This is a genomic window from Streptomyces sp. ADI95-16, assembly GCF_003721495.1.
Taxonomy (GTDB): Bacteria; Actinomycetota; Actinomycetes; order Streptomycetales; family Streptomycetaceae; genus Streptomyces; species Streptomyces goshikiensis.
The window spans coordinates 1,296,926-1,314,320 of record NZ_CP033581.1; the positions used below are offsets into that span (position 1 = coordinate 1,296,926).

Consider the following 17,395-nt stretch of genomic DNA (forward strand, 5'->3'; position numbering starts at 1 on the left):
GGCGCACGCCCGGCGCGCGGGGGGCGGTCAGGGGCGCGGGCGGCCCGTCAGACCTGCTCGAAGTGGAAGGACTTGATGAAGCAGTCGCGGGGCTGGCCGATCGCGAAGAGGACGCAGTTCACCAACGACTGGGCGGTGAGCGGGTCCTTCGCGGTGCGCGGGGCGTTCTCCCAGGCCTCGGAGAGCGGGTCGTGGTTGTCGAAGTCCGGCGGATAGAGGGAGATCACGCGGACGCCCTGGTCGCGCAGTCGGCGGGAAAGGATGTCGGTGAATCCGGCCTGGGCGCTCTTGGCCGCGTAGAAGGCGTCGTGGGCCTCGGAGCGGTGGTGGCCGCTCTCGCCGCAGCCGGAGACCATCGTGACGATGTCGGGCTTGGCGGAGGCGAGGAGCAGCGGCAGGAAGGCCTTGGTGGCCAGGACGGTGCCGGTGGCTCCCGAGGCGAGGGTGTCGACGACGTCCTCGTCGGAGGCGGACAGCAGGTCGGTGCCGTGCTGGTAGCGGGAGCCGTTGTTGAGAAGGACGTCGATGTGGCCGGTGCGGGCGGCGACCGCGGCGGCGAACTCCCTTACGGAGGCCGGGTCCGTGAGCTCGCAGGCGAAGGCGTGGACGCGGTCGGCGTCCACGCCCTGCGCGCGGATCTCCTCGCGGACGCGTTCGGCGGCGTCGAGGGTGCGGGCGGAGAGGAAGACCTCGGCGCCCAGGCTCGCGAAACGCAGGGCGAGGGTTCGCCCGAAGTCGCGGCCGGCGGCGGTGATGACGACACGGTGGTGTTCGAGTGTCATGGCGGCGCTCCTGATTCGTGGTCGATACACATGATCTCAGGTGCGGGGCAGGCCCGTTCGGGCGGGACCGGTCGGCCGGGTCCGGTCGGCCGGGTCCGCGCGGCCGGGTCCGGGTGCGGCCGGGTGCTGTCGGGGCCGGGTGCGGCCGGAGTGCGGGCTCCGGGCCGCCCCGTCCGCTCGGTCAGTGCTCGTGCGCCTCGTGGCCCCCGTGGCCCTGGGTGCCTTCGTGCTCCGGCTCGGGCAGCGGGGCGCCGGTCTCCAGCAGGGTCTTGAGGCTGGAGGCGAGCATCGGCCAGGCGCGGCCGCACATGCCGATCAGGGTGCCGCCGGGGGTGAACCCCTCATGACGGACGGTCAGCCGCGCGAGGGTGTCGCCCACCGGCTCGATCTCGTACGTGACCTTCGTGCGCGGCTCCCGCTCCAGCTCGGCCCGCAGCTCCTCGGAGATGCCGACGGCGGCGGCCCACTGCGGGGTGAAGGTGTGCCAGGTGTAGGCGAGCATCCGGTGGGGGACGCAGGCCAGGACCACCTGGGCGGGGTCGGTGGTGCGGGCCCCGCGCTCCACCCAGGCCATGGCCGAGCCCACCGTCCAGTCCGTCTCGAAACTCAGGCCCCAGTAGCGGCGGGTGAAGGCGGGCTCGGTCAGGGCCTGCCACACCCGGGAGGGGTCGGCCTGGATGTAGAGGGTGTAGGTGATCGCGCTGTCGCTCATGGGGCCATGCTGCTGGACCGCGGCCCGCGCGCCCGGGATTTCGCCGGTCGCGGCGGCCACGGCGGCGAGCGGCTCCCCGCCGCCCCGGCCGGGACGGCGGGGCCCGCCGGGTCAGAAGTGGCGGCCGTCCTCGGAGAGTTCCTCGGGCGGGGTCCGGGGCGGGGCCGGGAGGCGGAGGCGTTCACGGGCCTCGTGCACCGAGGCGAGTTCCCGCAGCCCCGCCGGGCCCCAGTCGCTGAGCTCCCGGACCTGTTCGGGGGTGGCCAGCAGTCGGGCGTACGCCGGGTCGGCGGCCGGGGGCAGGGCAGTGAGGCGGGCGGCGGTACGGGCGTCGGCGCGGGTGGGACCCGCCGCCCCGGCCTCGTGCCGGTAGCCCAGCGGGTGGGCGCCGGCGGTGGGTCCGGCCGTCGGGGAGGGGAGGTGGGCGGCGCCGGTGGCGCGGGCGATCAGCAGCAGGACGCGGCCGTCGGGTGCGAACAGCCAGCCCGAGCGCTCCCGTACCGGCAGGTGCGCGGGGACGGGGCCGGGGTGCCAGGCGGCGCGCTGGGGGACGCGGCGGGTGCGCAGGGCGCCGAGCCGGTCGAGGGCGGTGGGCGCGGTGGGACGGCCGTCCTCCAGCAGGGCGGGGCCGGCGCCGCCCACGCGGGCGCGCAGGGCGGACAGCGCGCGGCGGGCGTCGCCCGAGTCCATCAGGGCGGGGAGGTCGGCCGGCTCGGCGAACTCGATGCCGGTGATCTCCTGGGCGGGGAGGCGGACGGCGTCGATCCGGTCGGGGGTCCAGGTACCGCCGTCGTAGACGTGGAGGATCTCCCCGGGGAAGCACGTCTCGGGCGGGAAGCCGGGGGTGTCGGCGGGGATCCAGTCGACGGCGAGGCCGTGCGGGTAGTGGCCGTCCACGCCGAGTTCCTCGCGCATCTCGCGGGCGGCCGCGGCGGCGGGTGACTCGCCGGCGTCGACGGCGCCGCCGGGCATGAGGCGGTCGGGCCGGTAGTCGACGGTCTGGAGCAGGACCCGGCCGTCGGTGTCGGTGACGAGGACGAGGGCTCCGGTCCACAGGGCGGCGCGGGAGGCCCCGTACTCCGCCGGGGTCATCCAGGTCCCGGACCGCTCCGGCGCCGCGGCGGCTCCGGTCACCGCAGCTCCGACCACGGCCGCTCCGGTCACCGCAGCTCCGGTCACCGCAGCTCCGGCCACACCGGCTCCGACCACGCCGGCTCCGACCACTGCCGCTCCGGTCACAGCGGCTCCGGCCGCGGCCGCCGCTGCCCCTTCGGGCGCCTCTTCCGCCGCGTGCTCCGGCGCGTCTGGCGCCGCGTCCTCGGTCACGGCCTCGTCGGTCAGCTGCGGCATTGGAACTCCGTTCACCGTGGGTGGACCCGCCTGCTGTGCAACAGCGGGCACCGTCCCCGGGTTACGGCGGGACGGCCGGTACCGGCCCCTCCCGCGCCGCCCCCATACCTCCTTATTGCCGGGTTATGTCGATCTTGCTACGGTCCATCCCGCGGACCGACGGCGTGAAGAACCGTCGGTCCGACCACGTCACCGCCCCGGCGCGGAGCCCCGGACGCCGCCCCGGCGGACCGGGCCGGGCCCGGTTCACCCGTCCGCGTGACGGTCCGTACGCCCGGGGCACCGGTACGGCAGGGTGGGCGGATGCAGCTGCGCCGGACCCTGCCCCTGACCCTCGCCGCGCTGGCACTGACCGCCGGATGCATGACGGTACGGCCCGCCGGACCGCCGGGTCCGGCGCCCGCGGCGGCCCGGTCCTCGGTGGCCCGGCCGGCGGCCGCCCCGCTACCGGAGCCCGTGGCACTACCGCTCGGCCGACTGCCGTCGCCCTCCGGCGCGGGCGAGCAGGCCCCGGACGCCCCGGAGGTACGGGGCGCGGCCGCCGCCCCGGAGGTACCGGTCGCGGCCGCCGCCCCGGAGCGGGCCGGGCCGGTGCCCCCGCCGCGCCCCGTATGGCCGCACCGCCCCGCGCGGGCCGTCGAGTCCGAGGGGCGCCGTGCCCGGCCGCCGAAGGCCGCGCGCCCGGCCCGGCCCCGCCCCGCCGCGAAGCCCCGCCCGCACGCCGCGGCCCGCCCGAAGGCCCGGCCCGCGCCCCCGTCCGCCTACGACATGGCCTCGCTGTGCACGGCGGCCCGGGGCATGCTCGACTCCTCGATCGTCGCCCTGTGCACGGGCCGCTTCGGCGGCTGAAGCGCAGCCGGCCACCGCCGGTTTAACCGGTGGATGGGGGTGCTCCGGATACCTAGAGTGATCCGGCACAGCCTCGTCGAGCAGGAGCGGATCATGCGCACCCACTATCCCCGCACAGCACATCTGCCCTGGTCACCGGGGGTGGGCGGGGATGACGTACGGGCCGGGGCCGAGCTCGCGGGGCTGGCCGGGCAGGAGGTGGTCGTCACCGAGAAGCTCGACGGGGAGAACACCACGCTGTACTCCGACGGACTGCACGCCCGCTCGCTCGACTCCGGACACCACCCCTCCCGGGCCTGGGTGAAGGCCCTCCAGGGCCGCGTCGGGGCCCGGATACCGGCCGGCTGGCGGGTGTGCGGGGAGAACCTGTACGCCCGGCACTCCCTCCCGTACGAGGACCTGGACAGCTGGTTCTACGGGTTCTCGGTGTGGGACGGCGAGCGCTGCCTGGACTGGGACCGGACCGTGCGGTTCCTGCACGGCCTCGGGGTGCCCGCCCCGCGCGTGCTGTGGCGCGGGACCTTCGACGAGCGGGCGCTGCGCAAGCTGCGGCTCGACACCGCCCGGCAGGAGGGGTACGTGGTCCGCACCACGGCCGGGTTCGACCGGGCCGACTTCGGGCGGCGCGTGGCCAAGTGGGTGCGCGGCGGGCACGTACAGACGGACACGCACTGGATGTACGCGCAGGTCGTGCCGAACGGACTCGGCCCGCGCGCCCCGCTGTGGGAGGTGCGGTCGGGGGCCGGCCCGGACCCGGCCGGGCTGCTGCGCGCCGTCGGCTTCGCGCCGGGCGAGGTGCCGGGCGCCGAGGACGCGGTCGTCGGCGAAGTGGCCGCCGCGCTCGACGGGTTGGGCCGCACCGGGGAGACCCGGCTGGCCGGTGTGCTCGCCGCGGCGCTGCACCGCGTACCGAGGTCGCGGATCGCGGCGCGGCTGGCGGCGGGGCCGGCCGGGATGCCGCTCGCGCGGCGCGTGGCCGACCTGGCCGGGCTGTACCCGTCGCTGCGGCGGCCGTTCCCGGACGCGGAGCGGCGCGCCGGGCTGGTACGGATGAGCCTCGCGGCCGACCTCGGGGTGCTGCACGCGCTGGCCGGGGCCACCGCGGATCCCGTGGAACGGGAGTGCGTGGAGTGGTCCGCGCTCTGCGCCGAGGAGGCGGGTCTGCTCGGGGAGGCACCGCTCGAACCGCTGCGCGCCGGGCTGCGGGAGGCGCTCGGCGGGCTCGGCGACACCGACCCGGACGCGGCCGACCGCTGCTGGGCCGAGGCCCGCGAGGCGTTCGCCCGGGGCGGGATCTCCACCCCGCAGGAGGCGGTGGCCGCGACCTGGCGGTGGCGCGGCGGGGCGTATCCGCGCATGGTGCAGCTGTGCGGGCCCTCGGGCAGCGGCAAGAGCACCTTCGCGCGGAGGCTGCCGGGCGTGACCGCGTACATCTCTCTGGACGACCTGCGGGCGGCCCGGGGTTCGCGCTCCGAGCAGCGGGACAACGCGGACGTGCTGCGCGAGGGCCTGGACCGGCTGGACACCGCGCTGGCGGCGGGCGGGACGGTGGTGTGGGACGCCACCTCCCTCACCGAACAGCAGCGGGGCCTGGCCGGTGCGGTCGCGCGCCGCCGCGACGCGCTGGTCACGCAGGCCGTGGTGCTGGTGGACGAGCCGGAGCTGCTGCGGCGCAACGCGGCGCGGGAGCATCCCGTGCCGGAGCCGGTGCTGGCCTCGCAGCTGCACCGGTTCAGCCCCCCGTACCCCGGTCAGGGCGGCCGGGCGCACCGCACCTGGTACATCGGCGCGGGCGGCACGGTCGAGGACACGGCGGGCGGCATCCGCGACGGAAGCGGGGACGGCAACGGGCGCGGGGACGGGGACGGGGACAGCTGATGCGTACCAGTGAGGAGCTCTATCACCAGGTCCGCTGGGACCCCCGGTTCGACCCGTCGCGGTTCGTGTTCGGGCTGCTCCAGCGCGGGGCCGCCCCGAAGCGGGTCCCGCTGCCCTCCTTCGTGCCCGGGGGCGACATCCCCTGGCACCGGGTGCTGTTCGCGGAGGCGGACGGCGAGCTGGTGTGGGACCGGGCGACCGGCCTGGACCTCGTCGACACCACACGGGCCGGGCGGGTCCGCGCCGCGCGGCTGCTGCGCTCCCCCTTCTTCACCGCCCGCACCCCCTACGCCTGGGATCCGGCGGGCGGCGGCGCCTGGCGGCCGTCCGAGCCCGGGCCGGCCGCGCGGCCGCCGGCCCGGATACGGGTGCTGACCTGGAACACGCTGTGGGACCGGTACGACGCCCCGCGCATCTCCACCGCCCGGCGCAGGCCGCTGCTGCTGGCCGAGCTGGCGCGGGCCGACGCCGATGTCATCGCCCTCCAGGAGGTGGAGCCCGCGCTGCTGGACCTGCTGCTGGCGGCGCCGTGGGTGCGGGCCGGGTACACCCTGGGCACCGATCCGGGCGGCCGGGACGTCGCCGACAGTGGGCTGCTGCTCCTGAGCCGGCTGCCGGTGCGGGAGGCCGGGCTGCACGTGCTGCGCCGGCACAAGGGGGTCGCCGCCGTGACGGTGGACGGCGCCGCCGGGCCCCTCGTGGTCGCCGCGACCCACCTGACGAGCGATCACACCGAGGGCGGGGCGGGCCGCCGCGACGCCGAACTGGCCGCCATCGCCGAGGGGTTCGGCGGGGTCGAGGCCGATCTCGCGCTGGTCGGCGACTTCAACGACGGCCGGGGCGGGGCCGAGGGACCGGCGGCCGCGCTCGGGATGCGGGACGCGTGGAGCGACGTACACGGAGCGGCGGACGGTACGCCGACCTTCGATCCCGCGGCCAATCCGCTGGCCGCCGTGGGTTCCCTGACGGGGCGCTCCGCGCGGCTGGACCGGATCCTGCTGCGGCCCGGCCCGGGACCCGGGGCGGTGCGGGTACGGGAGGCCTCGCTGCGGGGCGATTCCCCGTCGCCCGACGGGCTGTTCATCTCGGACCACTACGGCGTGGAGGCGGTGCTGGAGTCCGGCGCGCCCGGCGAGGGGCCGGCGCCGCTCGACGTACCGGCGACGGCGCGGACGGCGGTGGCCTGGCTGCCGCCGCACGATCCGGCGGTCGAGGAGCTGCGCCGGGAGCACGACCCCCAGGCGGGGCGCTGGCCGGCGCACGTGAACCTGCTGTTCGGCTTCGTGCCGGAGTCCTCGTTCGGGGCGGCCGTGCCGCTGCTGGCCGAAGTGGCCGCGCGGACGCAGGCGTTCACGGTCCGGATGGCGGGGGTGCACGACTTCGGGCACCGGGAGGGCGCGACGCTCTGGCTGGACCCGGCGGCGGACGGCGACGGCCCGTGGCAGGAGCTGCGCCGGGCGCTGGTGGAGCGGTTCCCCGGGTGCCGGGGGCGCCGCGAGGGGTACACCCCGCACCTGACGCTGGGGCACAGCCGGGATCCGCGGCGGGCCGTAAGGGAGTTCACGGCCCGGCTCGGCGGCGCGGCGGCCCCGGCGCCGGCGCGGGTCGGCGCGCTGGCCGTGCTGTCGCGGCGCGGGGACGGGCCGATGCGGGTACGGGCGACGGTGGAGCTGGGGACGGGCGAGGTGCGCTGGATCCCGGAACCGCAGGCGGGGCCGGCGCCGACCGGGGCGGCGCAGGCGCACGCCGAGTCGGTGCGCGCGCGGGTCGCCCGGGCGCTGGACGACGGCGTGGTGCACCTCGCCGGGTCGCGGCGGATGGGCTGCGCCGGGCCGGACGCGGACCTGGACCTGGTGGCGGCGCTCCCGGGCACGGTGGGCGGCGCGGAGGTCCGGGAGCGGATCGCGGCCGCCCTGCCGGAGGCGGAGCGGCTGCGCGAGGTGAAGGGCGCGCGGGTGCCCGGGCTGCGGTTCCGCGTGGCCGGGCTGGACGTGGACCTGGTGGTCGTGGCCACCGGCGGGCTGGACCCGGCGCGCGCCCTGGCCCGGCGGGCGGAGCTCGGCGAGGCGGCGGCGCTCGCGCTGAGCGCGGTGAGCGACGCGGACGCGGTGCGGGAGTCGGTGGGCGCGGAGCACGCCGCGTTCGCCCGGCTGGCGCGGGAGGTCAAGGCGTGGGCGCGGGCCCGGGGGCTGGACTCGGCGCCGTTCGGCGGCCTGCCGGGCATCGCCTGGGCGGTACTGGCGGCCCGGACGGTACGAGAGGCAGCCGGCCCGCCCCCGGACAGCCTGTCCCTGGTCGCCCCGTCCCCGGACGGCCTGTCCCCGGACGGCCTGTCCCTGGTCGCCCTGTCCCCGGACGCTCTTTCCCTGGGCGCCCCGTCCCCGGACGGCCTGCTCCGGGAGTTCTTCGGGGCCTGGGCCGCCTGGGACTGGCGCGAACCGGTCGCGCTGTACGATCCGCCGTCGGCCCCGGGCTCGGAGGGGGCCGTCACGGTCCTCACCCCCTCCGAGCCGGTCCGCAGCTGTACGGCCCAGGTGGGGCCGGGGCTGCGCGACCTGCTCGGGCGGGAGCTGTACGAGGCGTGGGAGTCCCCGCAGGCCGGGCCGCCGTCGCCGCACCGCCGGCACGCGGCGTGGGCCGTGGTCACCGTACGGGGCGCCACGCCGCAGGAGTTCGAGGAGTCGCTCGGGCGCACGCGCGGCCGCCTGCGCGCGCTGCTCGGCGCCCTGGAGGAGGGCGGCGTCGCGGAGGCGCACGCCTGGCCCCGCCCGTTCGAGCGCGGTGACACCGTGGCCCGGTACGCGATCGGTCTCGGCGCCGAGCCGCCCGACGCGGCCAGGCTGGCCGCCCTGTGCGCCCCGTGGGCCACGGCCCTCGTGGGTGTCGAGGTCGCCTGGGCGGAGTGCGGAGAGGTCCCCGCCCTCCCCTGAACCCCGCGGTTCCGGCCGACAAGTAACGAACGCACGGCAGCGCCCATCCCGGGAGCGAGGTCACTCCTCGAACCTCCCTGACCACTCCGTCCCGCCCGGCAGGCAACGCGAACCGGTGGAACGGAGCGGTCAGGGGCCTCAGTACAGCCCTGCCGCCTTTTTTGGTCAACACTTTTCACAAGGATTGAAGAAACCCCAAGTTCACAGCCCTGAGGGCGAGTTGACACAACATCCGGCCTTCACTTCATGAACGCTGAACCCCTTGACGGCCCTCGTGGCGGCGCAGTTCACTCACGCTTCGATCCCCCCGGATCCACGACGTCAGGAGTGCCCCCATGCCTCACCCCTCCGTCGCTCCACCACGACTCACCGCCGCGGCCCTCGCCGCCGCCCTGGTCGCGGCCCTCCTCGTACTGCTCCCCGGCAGCGCGGCCCACGCGGCGCCCGTCCTGCTCTCGCAGGGCCGGCCCGTCACCGCCTCCAGCCAGGAGAACGGCGGCACGCCCGCCTCCGCCGCCGTCGACGGCGACAACGCCACCCGCTGGTCGAGCCAGTTCGCCGACCCGCAGTGGATCCAGGTGGACCTCGGCGCCGCCGCTTCGCTCAGCCAGGTCGTGCTGCGCTGGGAGACCGCGTACGCGAAGGCGTACCGCGTCGAGCTGTCCACCGACGGCGCCTCCTGGTCCACCGCCCACTCGACGACCACGAGCACCGGCGGCGTGCAGACCCTCGCCGTGTCCGGCACCGCCCGCCACGTCCGCGTCTTCGGCACCGAGCGCGCCACGGCCTGGGGCTACTCCCTCTACGAGTTCCAGGTCTACGGCAGCGCCGGCACCGGCCCGACGCTTCCCGGCGGCGGCGACCTGGGCCCCAACGTGATCGTCTTCGATCCCGCCACGCCGAACGTCCAGGCCCGGCTCGACGAGGTCTTCGCCCGCCAGGAGTCGGCCCAGTTCGGCTCCGGCCGCTACCAGTTCCTGTTCAAGCCCGGCACCTACAACGGCCTCAACGCCCAGATCGGCTTCTACACCTCGATCTCGGGGCTGGGCCTGAGCCCCGACGACACCACCATCAACGGCGACGTGACCGTCGACGCGGGCTGGTTCGGCGGCAACGCCACGCAGAACTTCTGGCGTTCGGCCGAGAACCTCGCGCTGAACCCGGTCCGCGGCACAGACCGCTGGGCGGTCTCCCAGGCCGCGCCGTTCCGCCGGATGCACGTCAGGGGCGGCCTCAACCTCTCCCCCGACGGCTATGGCTGGGCCTCCGGCGGCTACATCGCCGACTCGAAGATCGACGGCCAGGTGGGCAATTACTCCCAGCAGCAGTGGTACACCCGGGACAGCTCCATCGGCGGCTGGTCCAACGCCGTCTGGAACCAGGTCTTCTCGGGTACCCAGGGCGCGCCGGCGCAGTCCTTCCCCAGCGCCCCGTACACCACCCTCGACACCACCCCCGTGTCGCGGGAGAAGCCCTTCCTCTACCTGGACGGCTCCGAGTACAAGGTGTTCGTCCCGGCCAAGCGGGAGAACGCACGCGGCACCTCCTGGGGCAACGGCGTTGCTCCGCAGGGAACTTCGGTGCCGCTGAGCCGCTTCTACGTGGTGAAGCCGGGCGCGAGCGCCGCGACGGTCAACCAGGCGCTGGCCCAGGGCCTGCACCTGCTCTTCACCCCGGGCGTCTACCACCTCGACCGGACCATTCAGGTCGACCGCCCCGACACGGTCGTCCTCGGTCTGGGCCTCGCCACCCTCGTCCCGGACAACGGGGTGACGGCGATGAAGGTCGCCGACGTGGACGGCGTCCGGCTCGCGGGGTTCCTGATCGACGCGGGTCCCGTCAACTCCCCGAGCCTGCTGGAGGTCGGCCCGGCCGGCGCCGGCACGGACCACGCCGCGAACCCGACCACCGTGCAGGACGTGTTCCTGCGCGTCGGCGGGGCCGGGCCCGGCAGGGCCACCGTGGGCATGGTGGTCAACAGTCACGACACGATCGTCGACCACACCTGGATCTGGCGGGCGGACCACGGCGACGGGGTCGGCTGGGAGACCAACCGCGCCGACTACGGGTTCCGGGTGAACGGGGACGACGTCCTGGCCACCGGGCTGTTCGTCGAGCACTTCAACAAGTACGACGTGGAGTGGAACGGCGAGCGCGGCCGCACGGTCTTCTTCCAGAACGAGAAGGCGTACGACGCCCCCAGCCAGGCGGCGATCCAGAACGGCGCGACCAAGGGTTACGCGGCCTACAAGGTGGCCGACTCGGTCAGCACCCACGAGGGCTGGGGGCTGGGCAGCTACTGCTACTACAACGTGGACCCGACGATCCGTCAGGACCACGGATTCCAGGCGCCGGTGAGGCCGGGCGTCAGGTTCCACGACCTGCTGGTCGTCTCGCTCGGCGGCAACGGCCAGTACGAGCACGTCATCAACGCCGTCGGGGCCCCGACCTCGGGCACCTCGACCGTCCCGTCCACCGTCACCTCGTTCCCGTAGGCCGGGGACGCGCGGGGCGGCCCTGAGGCCGTCCCGCGCGTCCGCGCGTCAGAGCTCGATGATGATCTTGCCGGCCGCGCGGCCGGTCTGGCTGAGCTCGAACGCCGCCGCCAGCTCGGAGAGGGGGAAGGTCCGCTCGATGGGAACGGTGAGCTGTCCGCTGTCGGCGAGCCGCCCCAGTTCGGCCAGGTCGGTGCCGATCGGCCGGACCCACATCCACTGGCCGCCCTCGCCGAGCACGCCGGGGTCGGCGATCGAGGCGTGCCGGCCGCCCGGGGCCAGCACGGCCCGGGTGACGTCGAGGACGCCGCCGACGAAGTCCGCGACGACGGTGACGCCTTCGGGGGCGAGCGCGCGGACCCGCCCGGTCAGGCCGTCCCCGTACTCGACCGGCTCGCAGCCCATGGCCCGCAGCCGCTCGTGGTTGCGCTCGGAGGCCGTGCCGATCACCCGGGCGCCCAGCACGCGCGCGATCTGGACGCCGAAGGAACCGACCCCGCCGGCCGCGCCGTGGATGAGGACGGTGTCCTCCTTGCCCGTGCCGAGCCGGGTGAGCAGCTGGTACGCGGTGAGCCCGGCCAGCGGCAGGCCCGCCGCCTCCTGCCAGCCGAGGCGGGCGGGCTTGGGCGCGAGCATGCGTACGGGGACGCTGACGAACTCGGCGAAGGTCCCGCCGCGCACGTAGTCCTTGCGGGCGTAGGAGATCACCTCGTCGCCGACCGCGTACTCGGGCGCGTCGATGCCGGCCCGCTCCACGGTCCCGGCGACGTCCCAGCCCGGGACGACGGGGTACATGACGTCCATCAGGGGGTCCAGCCCACCGGCCATGATCTTCCAGTCGACGGGGTTGACCGCGGCGCACTTGACCCGGACGAGGACCTCGCCGGGACCGACCTTGGGCATCGGGAGGCGGGTCTCGGTGAGCACCTCCGTCCCGCCGTACGTCTCGTACGCCATCGCGCGCATGGTGTTCTCGGTCTCCTGGGACATGGACCCGGCCTCTCTGCGAGCTACTGGAATAAGTCGCTCCGTATCCCACCACGAAGGCCGTGCCCGTCCCCCGAAGCAGGGCGGGCACGGCCGAAATCGAGGCTCGGGCTCGGGCTCGGGGCTCGGGGCTCGGGCTAGCGCAGGGCCCGGTGGGCCGCGATCACCTCCGCGTAGCGGCGGCCGCTGGTCTTGACGGTGCGGCGCTGGGTGGCGTAGTCGACGTGGACCAGGCCGAAGCGCTTGTCGTACCCGTGGGCCCACTCGAAGTTGTCCAGCAGGGACCAGGCGTAGTAGCCGGCCAGCGGGGCGCCGCGGCGGGCCGCGCGGGCGCAGGCGGCGAGGTGGGCGGTCAGGTAGTGGGCCCGGGCGGGGTCGTGGACGGCGCCGTCGGGGCCGACGGTGTCGGGGTACGAGGAGCCGTTCTCGGTGACGAGGATGCGCCGGGCCCCGTACTCCTCGGTCAGCCGCATCAGCAGGGTCTCGATGCCGCTCGCGTCGACCTCCCAGCCCATGCCGGTGTGCGGGACCCCGGGGCGGGCGATCCGGCGGGCGTACGGGGCGGGGCCGGCCGGGTCGGCGGTGACGGTCTGCGGGAAGTAGTAGTTCAGCCCGGTCCAGTCGAGGGGCGCGGCGATGGCGGCGGAGTCGCCTGGGCGTTCGGGGAGGTCCACGCCGTACACCTCGCGCATGTCGGCGGGGAAACCGCGGCCGTGGACGGGGTCGAGCCACCAGCGGTTGACGTGGCCGTCCATCCGTACGGCGGCGGCCCGGTCGGCCTCGCCGAAGCCCGCGGGCTCGATGGTGGAGAGGTTGTTGACGATGCCGATCTCCGCGCCCGGGGCGGCCGCACGGATGGCCCGGGTGGCCAGGCCGTGGCCGAGCAGCAGGTGGTAGGAGGCCCGGACGGCGGCGGTCAGGTCGGTGAGACCGGGGGCCATCTTGCCCTCCAGATGCCCGATCCACGCCGAGCAGAGGGGCTCGTTGAGGGTGGTCCACCGGGTGACGCGGTCGCCGAGGCGTTCGGCGACGAGCCCGGCGTACGAGGCGAAGTGCTCGGCGGTCGCCCGCTCGGGCCAGCCGCCGCGGTCCTGGAGGGCCTGGGGCAGGTCCCAGTGGTAGAGGGTGACGGAGGGGGCGATCCCGGCGGCCAGCAGGCCGTCCACCAACCGGTCGTAGAAGTCCAGGCCCTTGGGGTTGACCGGGCCGTCACCGCCGGGGACCACCCGGGGCCAGGCGACGGAGAACCGGTAGGCGTCGGCGCCGAGGCCCCGCATCAGGGCGATGTCCTCGTGCCAGCGGTGGTAGTGGTCGCAGGCGGTGTCCCCGGTGTCGCCGCCGTCGATGGTTCCGGGGGTGTGGGAGAAGGTGTCCCAGATGGAGGGGGCGCGGCCGTCCTCGTCGACCGCGCCCTCGATCTGGTAGGCGGAGGTGGCGGTGCCCCAGGCGAAGTCCCGGGGCAGTGCGGCGAGGTCGATGGCGTGATCGGTCATTTGACGGCTCCTGCCGTGAGTCCGGCCACCAAGTACCGCTGAAGCAGCGGGAATCCGGCGACACCGGCGACACCGGCGACGCCTCATCGGCGCCCGCTGGTCCAGGCCTTAATTCAGGACGTGAGTTAAGCCTCGTGAAAGGGTCGCGTCAAGAGCTCGCGCACGGGTATGTTGCGACCAACCACAGCGCGGGAGAGGCCAGATGACGACAGGACGTAGCGGCCGAACGGTGCGGGACCTGCGGCGCGGCAACCGCGGCGCCGTGCTCCAGCGGCTGTACTTCGGCGGGCCGATGAGCCGTCAGGAGCTGGGACCCGCGACCGGGCTGAGCTCCGGATCCGTCAGCAACGTCGTCGGCGAACTCATCGCGGACGGCTTGCTGGAGGAGGCGGGCATCGTGGACTCCGACGGGGGCCGCCCCCGCACCCTGCTGCGGGTCTCCCCCGGCAGCGCCCACCTGATCGGCGTCGACGTCGGCGAGACCCGGGTCCGCGTCGGGCTGTTCGACCTCACCCTGACCGAACTCGCCCGCGCCGAGACCCCGTTGCTGCCGCGCGGCTGCTACGACGTCGGCCCGATCGTGGACCACATCCGGGCCGGTATCGGCGCGGTGCTCGCGCGGGCCGGGGTCGGCACGGACCGGCTGCTGGGCGTGGGGGTGGGCGTCCCCGGGATCGTGGACCGCGAGGCGCGGGGCGGAGCGGTCGTCCACGGGCAGACCATCGGCTGGGACGCGGTGCCGCTGGAGGCCCTGCTGCGCGCGACCGGCGCCCTGCCGGAGGAGGTCCCGTACCTCATCGACAACGGCGCGCGGACGCTCGGCCAGGCGGAGATGTGGTTCGGGGCGGGGCGGGGCGCACGGGACGCCGTCGTCGTCCTGTTCGGGTCGGGGGTCGGCGCGAGCCTGATCACGGACGGCTCGCCGGAGGGCGGCAGTACGGAGGGAACCCCGCTGGAGTGGGGCCACTTGACGGTCGCGGTCCGGGGCCGGCGCTGCCGGTGCGGGGCGCGGGGCTGCCTGGAGGCGTACACGGGGGCGGAGTCGCTGCTGGCCCGCTGGGCGGAACGCGGCGGCGGGGGTCCGGCGGATGAGGAGGAGGCGCTCGCCGCGCTGCTGGCCGCGGCGCTCACGGGTGACCCGGTGGCCCGGGACGTCCTCGACGAGACGGCGGAGTACCTGGGCGCGGGCCTGTCGGACCTGATCAACCTGTTCCGGCCGGAGCGGATCCTGATCGGCGGCTGGGCGGGCCTGCTGCTGGGCCCGTACGTCCTCCCCGCGGTCCGGGAGCACGCGAGGCGCCACGCCCTGCGCCACCCGGCCGCCCGGGTCTCGATCGACCTGGGCTCCCTCGGCCCGGACGCGGTCACCGTGGGCGCGGCCACGCTCCCGCTCTCCGCCTTCTTCGCCACCGGCGGTCGCCGCACCTCCCCGCCCGCCACCCCCGAACAGCCGGGCTGGCGCACGGCCTTGACCCGGCGCGGCTAGGGCCTGTCTTTCGGATCATGCCGGGCTCGGACCGGCAACCAAAGGCTTTGCTGCTGCGATTTGCCATGTATATGATCAGCGCCAGCCGACAACGGGGGAGGCGCGACATGTCAGGGGATTCCGGTCCGACGTGGGACCGCGGGCACACGGGTGTTTCGGACCAGCGGGCGGGCACGCGCCTGAACGGTACGCCGGGGCCTCCGGCCCCCGGCGCGGCGGGCGGATTCGCTTCGACCCCGGCGGAGAAGAAGGCCGCGGCGGGCACGATCGAGACCGAGTTGGAGCCGAACACCAAGAAGGCCGCGGAGCACGCGGACGACGCCACCACCACCGCCCACAAGGGCTTCGACGGGTGGGAGACGGCCGCCGGTCTGAAGACCGTGGCCGACACCTGGGACCAGCAGGTCAAGACCCTGATGGGCCGCCTGTCCTCGGAGAAGGTCGCCCTGCGCGGGGCCTCGGGTCTTTTCACACGGAACGACATCGGTCTGGGCAACCAGTTCCTCACGCAGTCCAAGCTGAACGGTCTGTAGGGGGTCGCGGTGCCGAACTACCACGAGATCATGACCACGGACCTGGGCCTGCTCACGACGGCGGCCGACAAGTGGGAATCGATGGCGGGCGAGCTGAAGAAGGTCGAGACCCGCTACGGCAACTCCGTCCAGAAGATCACCATGGGCCAGAACTGGTCCGGCGTCAGCGCCGGTGTCGCGCACACGAGTTTCGCGGCGACCCGCTACGAGTACACCGCCGCGCAGAGCCAGGCCAAGGCGACCGCGACCCTGCTGCGGACCGCGCACGAGGCGCTCACCGACCTGAAGAAGAAGCTGGAGAGCGCCCGGGCGGACGCGATAGCCGCCGGCATGACCGTCTCGGACCAGGGACACGTCGCCTTCGACTACAGCAAGCTCACGCCCGCCGAGAGCAACGCCTACCACCACGACCCGGACGGCCAGGCGTCGATCCGTACCGCGGTCACCAAGTGGCAGCAGGCCATCGACGACCGGGTGAAGGCCGTCACCACCACCGACCACACGGTCAAACTGGCCCTCAGCGCGGCCGTCGCCGACAGCAACAGGGACGCCCTCGGCAAGGGCGCCGACGAGACCCTCACCGGATTCAACGCGTACGCCGAGACCGACTTGGCGAAGGCCAGGGAGCCCGCGGCGGAGGCCGCCACCAAGACGAACGGGTGGGAGTCCGAGGGCAAACTCACTGTGACGGGGCCCAGCGTCGGCGCTTCCGCCAGCGGCCCCAAGTACGGCAAGGAAGTCTCGGCCAAGGCGTACGCCGACCTCTTCCACATCACCGCGGAAGGATCGCTGACCAACGGACCGTGGAAGCTCTCTGGAATCGCCGACGCCTACGCCGGTGCCAGAGCCACCGCGAACGCCGGAGTGACCGACAAGGGCGTCGTCGCCAAGGCCGAGGCGTCCGTGGGAATTCGAGGGCTCGCCGAGGGGCGTGCCCAATACGGCGAAATGGCGGGCGCGTACGTACGGGCCGAGGGATTCGCCGGCGGCGAGATCTCGGCCACCGCCAAGGCGACCAGGGAAGAGTTTACCGGAGGGCTCAAGGCGTTCGCCGGAAAAAAGGTATCCGCTGCCGCAGGTTTCGAGTTCGCCGGGATCGGAATCGGGGGAACGGTCGAGAAGTGGGAGGGGCCGGGCGTGGAAGCCAAGTGGGGCTACGAGAAGGACAAAACAACCGGCATATGGGAGTACGACAGCAAAGCAGGCCTCTCGCCCGGTTCCGGCGGTGGGCTGGGACTTGAGATCACCTTCGATCCGGCGAAGGTGTCCAAAGCCGTCGACCGTGCGGCGGACGCGGTGGGTGACATGGCCGATGGGGTCAACACCGGCGCCAGGGCGTTCAAGAAGCACATCCTGGACCTGGCTTTCTGATGCCCTCTCCTGAAGGAGGGCCGGCGGTGCCCACGACTCTCCCAGTGCCGATCTCGTTCCGCCTGCCCGAGGGCTGGCTCCCGGCCTCCCCTCCGGAGGGGCCGGACGCCCCGGGAGTGGCCTTCGCCGCTGTTCATCCGCTGTCGGACGCCGGATTCACCGCCAATATCACCATCGACGGCGAGTACCGGCCGGACACCGCCACCCTGGCACAGCTCGCCGACGAGTCGGTGGAGCGCCTGTCCGAGGTCGTAGGGGCGGTGGTGGTGGCCCACCGCCGGGAGATAGATTCCGACGGAGCGCCCGCCGTGACCCAACAGCTGACCTTCTCAGCCGTCGCCGGCGGCGTGCGCCGCGACCTCGTCCAGTCCCAGGTGTACCTGTCCATGCTGGACGTCCGCGATCCGCGCGAGCGGGCGGTGATCCGTCTGGCCCTGACCGCCACGCCGGCCCAGCACGAGGCCGTGCTGGCAGACTTCCAGGACTTCGTGCGCACGGTGCGCCCGAACTCCGGAGACGAGGTTTAGCG

General features: G+C 74.6%; 13 protein-coding genes. 8 read left to right on the forward strand and 5 right to left on the reverse strand.

From position 1 onward, the window contains the following. Window positions 1-47 precede the first annotated feature (47 nt). The 3 genes from EES41_RS05260 to EES41_RS05270 all read right to left on the reverse strand — a co-directional run bounded on the left by EES41_RS05260 (window position 48) and on the right by EES41_RS05270 (window position 2,844). Window positions 48-782 carry an SDR family oxidoreductase gene (locus tag EES41_RS05260; protein ID WP_123076075.1) on the reverse strand — a complete coding sequence of 245 codons (735 nt, stop codon included), beginning with the start codon at window positions 780-782 and terminating at the stop codon, window positions 48-50. Between the two features lie 181 nt (window positions 783-963). Next, the gene (locus EES41_RS05265) at window positions 964-1,494 is read right to left on the reverse strand and encodes an SRPBCC family protein (RefSeq protein WP_123082276.1); all 531 of its coding nucleotides are present in this window, start codon (window positions 1,492-1,494) and stop codon (window positions 964-966) included. A 111-nt stretch (window positions 1,495-1,605) separates the two neighbouring features. After that, a complete protein-coding gene (locus EES41_RS05270; protein WP_254211318.1) occupies window positions 1,606-2,844 on the reverse strand; it encodes an NUDIX hydrolase in 1,239 nt (412 codons plus the stop codon). A gap of 303 nt (window positions 2,845-3,147) precedes the next feature. Between EES41_RS05270 and EES41_RS05275 the strand changes: the two genes are divergently transcribed. The 4 genes from EES41_RS05275 (at window position 3,148) to EES41_RS05290 (ending at window position 10,996) form a co-directional block, all read left to right on the forward strand. Next, window positions 3,148-3,693, forward strand: coding sequence for a hypothetical protein (locus tag EES41_RS05275; protein ID WP_123076077.1), 546 nt, complete (start codon window positions 3,148-3,150; stop codon window positions 3,691-3,693). Window positions 3,694-3,786: 93 nt separating this feature from the next. Next, on the forward strand, window positions 3,787-5,571 hold the full coding sequence (locus tag EES41_RS05280) for an RNA ligase family protein (protein WP_123082278.1): 1,785 nt from the start codon (window positions 3,787-3,789) through the stop codon (window positions 5,569-5,571). Further along, window positions 5,571-8,501: an RNA repair domain-containing protein gene (locus EES41_RS05285; RefSeq protein ID WP_123076079.1), complete on the forward strand. Its 2,931-nt coding sequence runs from the start codon at window positions 5,571-5,573 to the stop codon at window positions 8,499-8,501. Before EES41_RS05280 ends, EES41_RS05285 begins: the two co-directional genes overlap by 1 nt. A gap of 335 nt (window positions 8,502-8,836) precedes the next feature. Beyond that, window positions 8,837-10,996 carry a discoidin domain-containing protein gene (locus tag EES41_RS05290; RefSeq protein WP_123076081.1) on the forward strand — a complete coding sequence of 720 codons (2,160 nt, stop codon included), beginning with the start codon at window positions 8,837-8,839 and terminating at the stop codon, window positions 10,994-10,996. Window positions 10,997-11,044: 48 nt separating this feature from the next. On the opposite strand, the gene EES41_RS05295 is transcribed toward EES41_RS05290, so the two are convergent. Beyond that, window positions 11,045-11,986: an NADP-dependent oxidoreductase gene (locus EES41_RS05295; protein WP_308299659.1), complete on the reverse strand. Its 942-nt coding sequence runs from the start codon at window positions 11,984-11,986 to the stop codon at window positions 11,045-11,047. A gap of 134 nt (window positions 11,987-12,120) precedes the next feature. Continuing rightward, window positions 12,121-13,476, reverse strand: a complete 1,356-nt coding sequence (locus EES41_RS05300; RefSeq protein WP_123076083.1) for a GH1 family beta-glucosidase — start codon at window positions 13,474-13,476, stop codon at window positions 12,121-12,123. Between the two features lie 202 nt (window positions 13,477-13,678). Here EES41_RS05300 and EES41_RS05305 point away from each other — a divergent pair, with 202 nt between their 5' ends. From EES41_RS05305 to EES41_RS05320, 4 genes are all read left to right on the forward strand, one after another. Beyond that, window positions 13,679-14,962, forward strand: coding sequence for an ROK family transcriptional regulator (locus EES41_RS05305; RefSeq protein ID WP_123076085.1), 1,284 nt, complete (start codon window positions 13,679-13,681; stop codon window positions 14,960-14,962). 107 nt (window positions 14,963-15,069) lie between these two features. Next, the gene (locus EES41_RS05310) at window positions 15,070-15,495 is read left to right on the forward strand and encodes a hypothetical protein (RefSeq protein WP_123076087.1); all 426 of its coding nucleotides are present in this window, start codon (window positions 15,070-15,072) and stop codon (window positions 15,493-15,495) included. 30 nt (window positions 15,496-15,525) lie between these two features. Continuing rightward, entirely contained in the window at window positions 15,526-16,866 is a 1,341-nt protein-coding gene (locus tag EES41_RS05315; RefSeq protein ID WP_254211319.1) for a hypothetical protein, read from the forward strand. A gap of 26 nt (window positions 16,867-16,892) precedes the next feature. After that, a complete protein-coding gene (locus tag EES41_RS05320; protein ID WP_164495751.1) occupies window positions 16,893-17,393 on the forward strand; it encodes a hypothetical protein in 501 nt (166 codons plus the stop codon). The last annotated feature ends 2 nt before the right edge of the window (window positions 17,394-17,395 follow it).

What these genes read in the sequence shown, in the direction of transcription:
- EES41_RS05290 (WP_123076081.1), top strand. Translation starts at nt 8,837, where the DNA reads ATGCCTCACCCCTCCGTCGCTCCACCACGACTCACCGCCGCGGCCCTC.
- EES41_RS05310 (WP_123076087.1), top strand. Translation starts at nt 15,070, where the DNA reads ATGTCAGGGGATTCCGGTCCGACGTGGGACCGCGGGCACACGGGTGTT.
- EES41_RS05280 (WP_123082278.1), top strand. Translation starts at nt 3,787, where the DNA reads ATGCGCACCCACTATCCCCGCACAGCACATCTGCCCTGGTCACCGGGG.
- EES41_RS05295 (WP_308299659.1), bottom strand. Translation starts at nt 11,986, where the DNA reads ATGTCCCAGGAGACCGAGAACACCATGCGCGCGATGGCGTACGAGACG.
- EES41_RS05270 (WP_254211318.1), bottom strand. Translation starts at nt 2,844, where the DNA reads ATGCCGCAGCTGACCGACGAGGCCGTGACCGAGGACGCGGCGCCAGAC.
- EES41_RS05285 (WP_123076079.1), top strand. Translation starts at nt 5,571, where the DNA reads ATGCGTACCAGTGAGGAGCTCTATCACCAGGTCCGCTGGGACCCCCGG.
- EES41_RS05300 (WP_123076083.1), bottom strand. Translation starts at nt 13,476, where the DNA reads ATGACCGATCACGCCATCGACCTCGCCGCACTGCCCCGGGACTTCGCC.
- EES41_RS05265 (WP_123082276.1), bottom strand. Translation starts at nt 1,494, where the DNA reads ATGAGCGACAGCGCGATCACCTACACCCTCTACATCCAGGCCGACCCC.
- EES41_RS05260 (WP_123076075.1), bottom strand. Translation starts at nt 782, where the DNA reads ATGACACTCGAACACCACCGTGTCGTCATCACCGCCGCCGGCCGCGAC.
- EES41_RS05315 (WP_254211319.1), top strand. Translation starts at nt 15,526, where the DNA reads ATGACCACGGACCTGGGCCTGCTCACGACGGCGGCCGACAAGTGGGAA.
- EES41_RS05275 (WP_123076077.1), top strand. Translation starts at nt 3,148, where the DNA reads ATGCAGCTGCGCCGGACCCTGCCCCTGACCCTCGCCGCGCTGGCACTG.
- EES41_RS05305 (WP_123076085.1), top strand. Translation starts at nt 13,679, where the DNA reads ATGACGACAGGACGTAGCGGCCGAACGGTGCGGGACCTGCGGCGCGGC.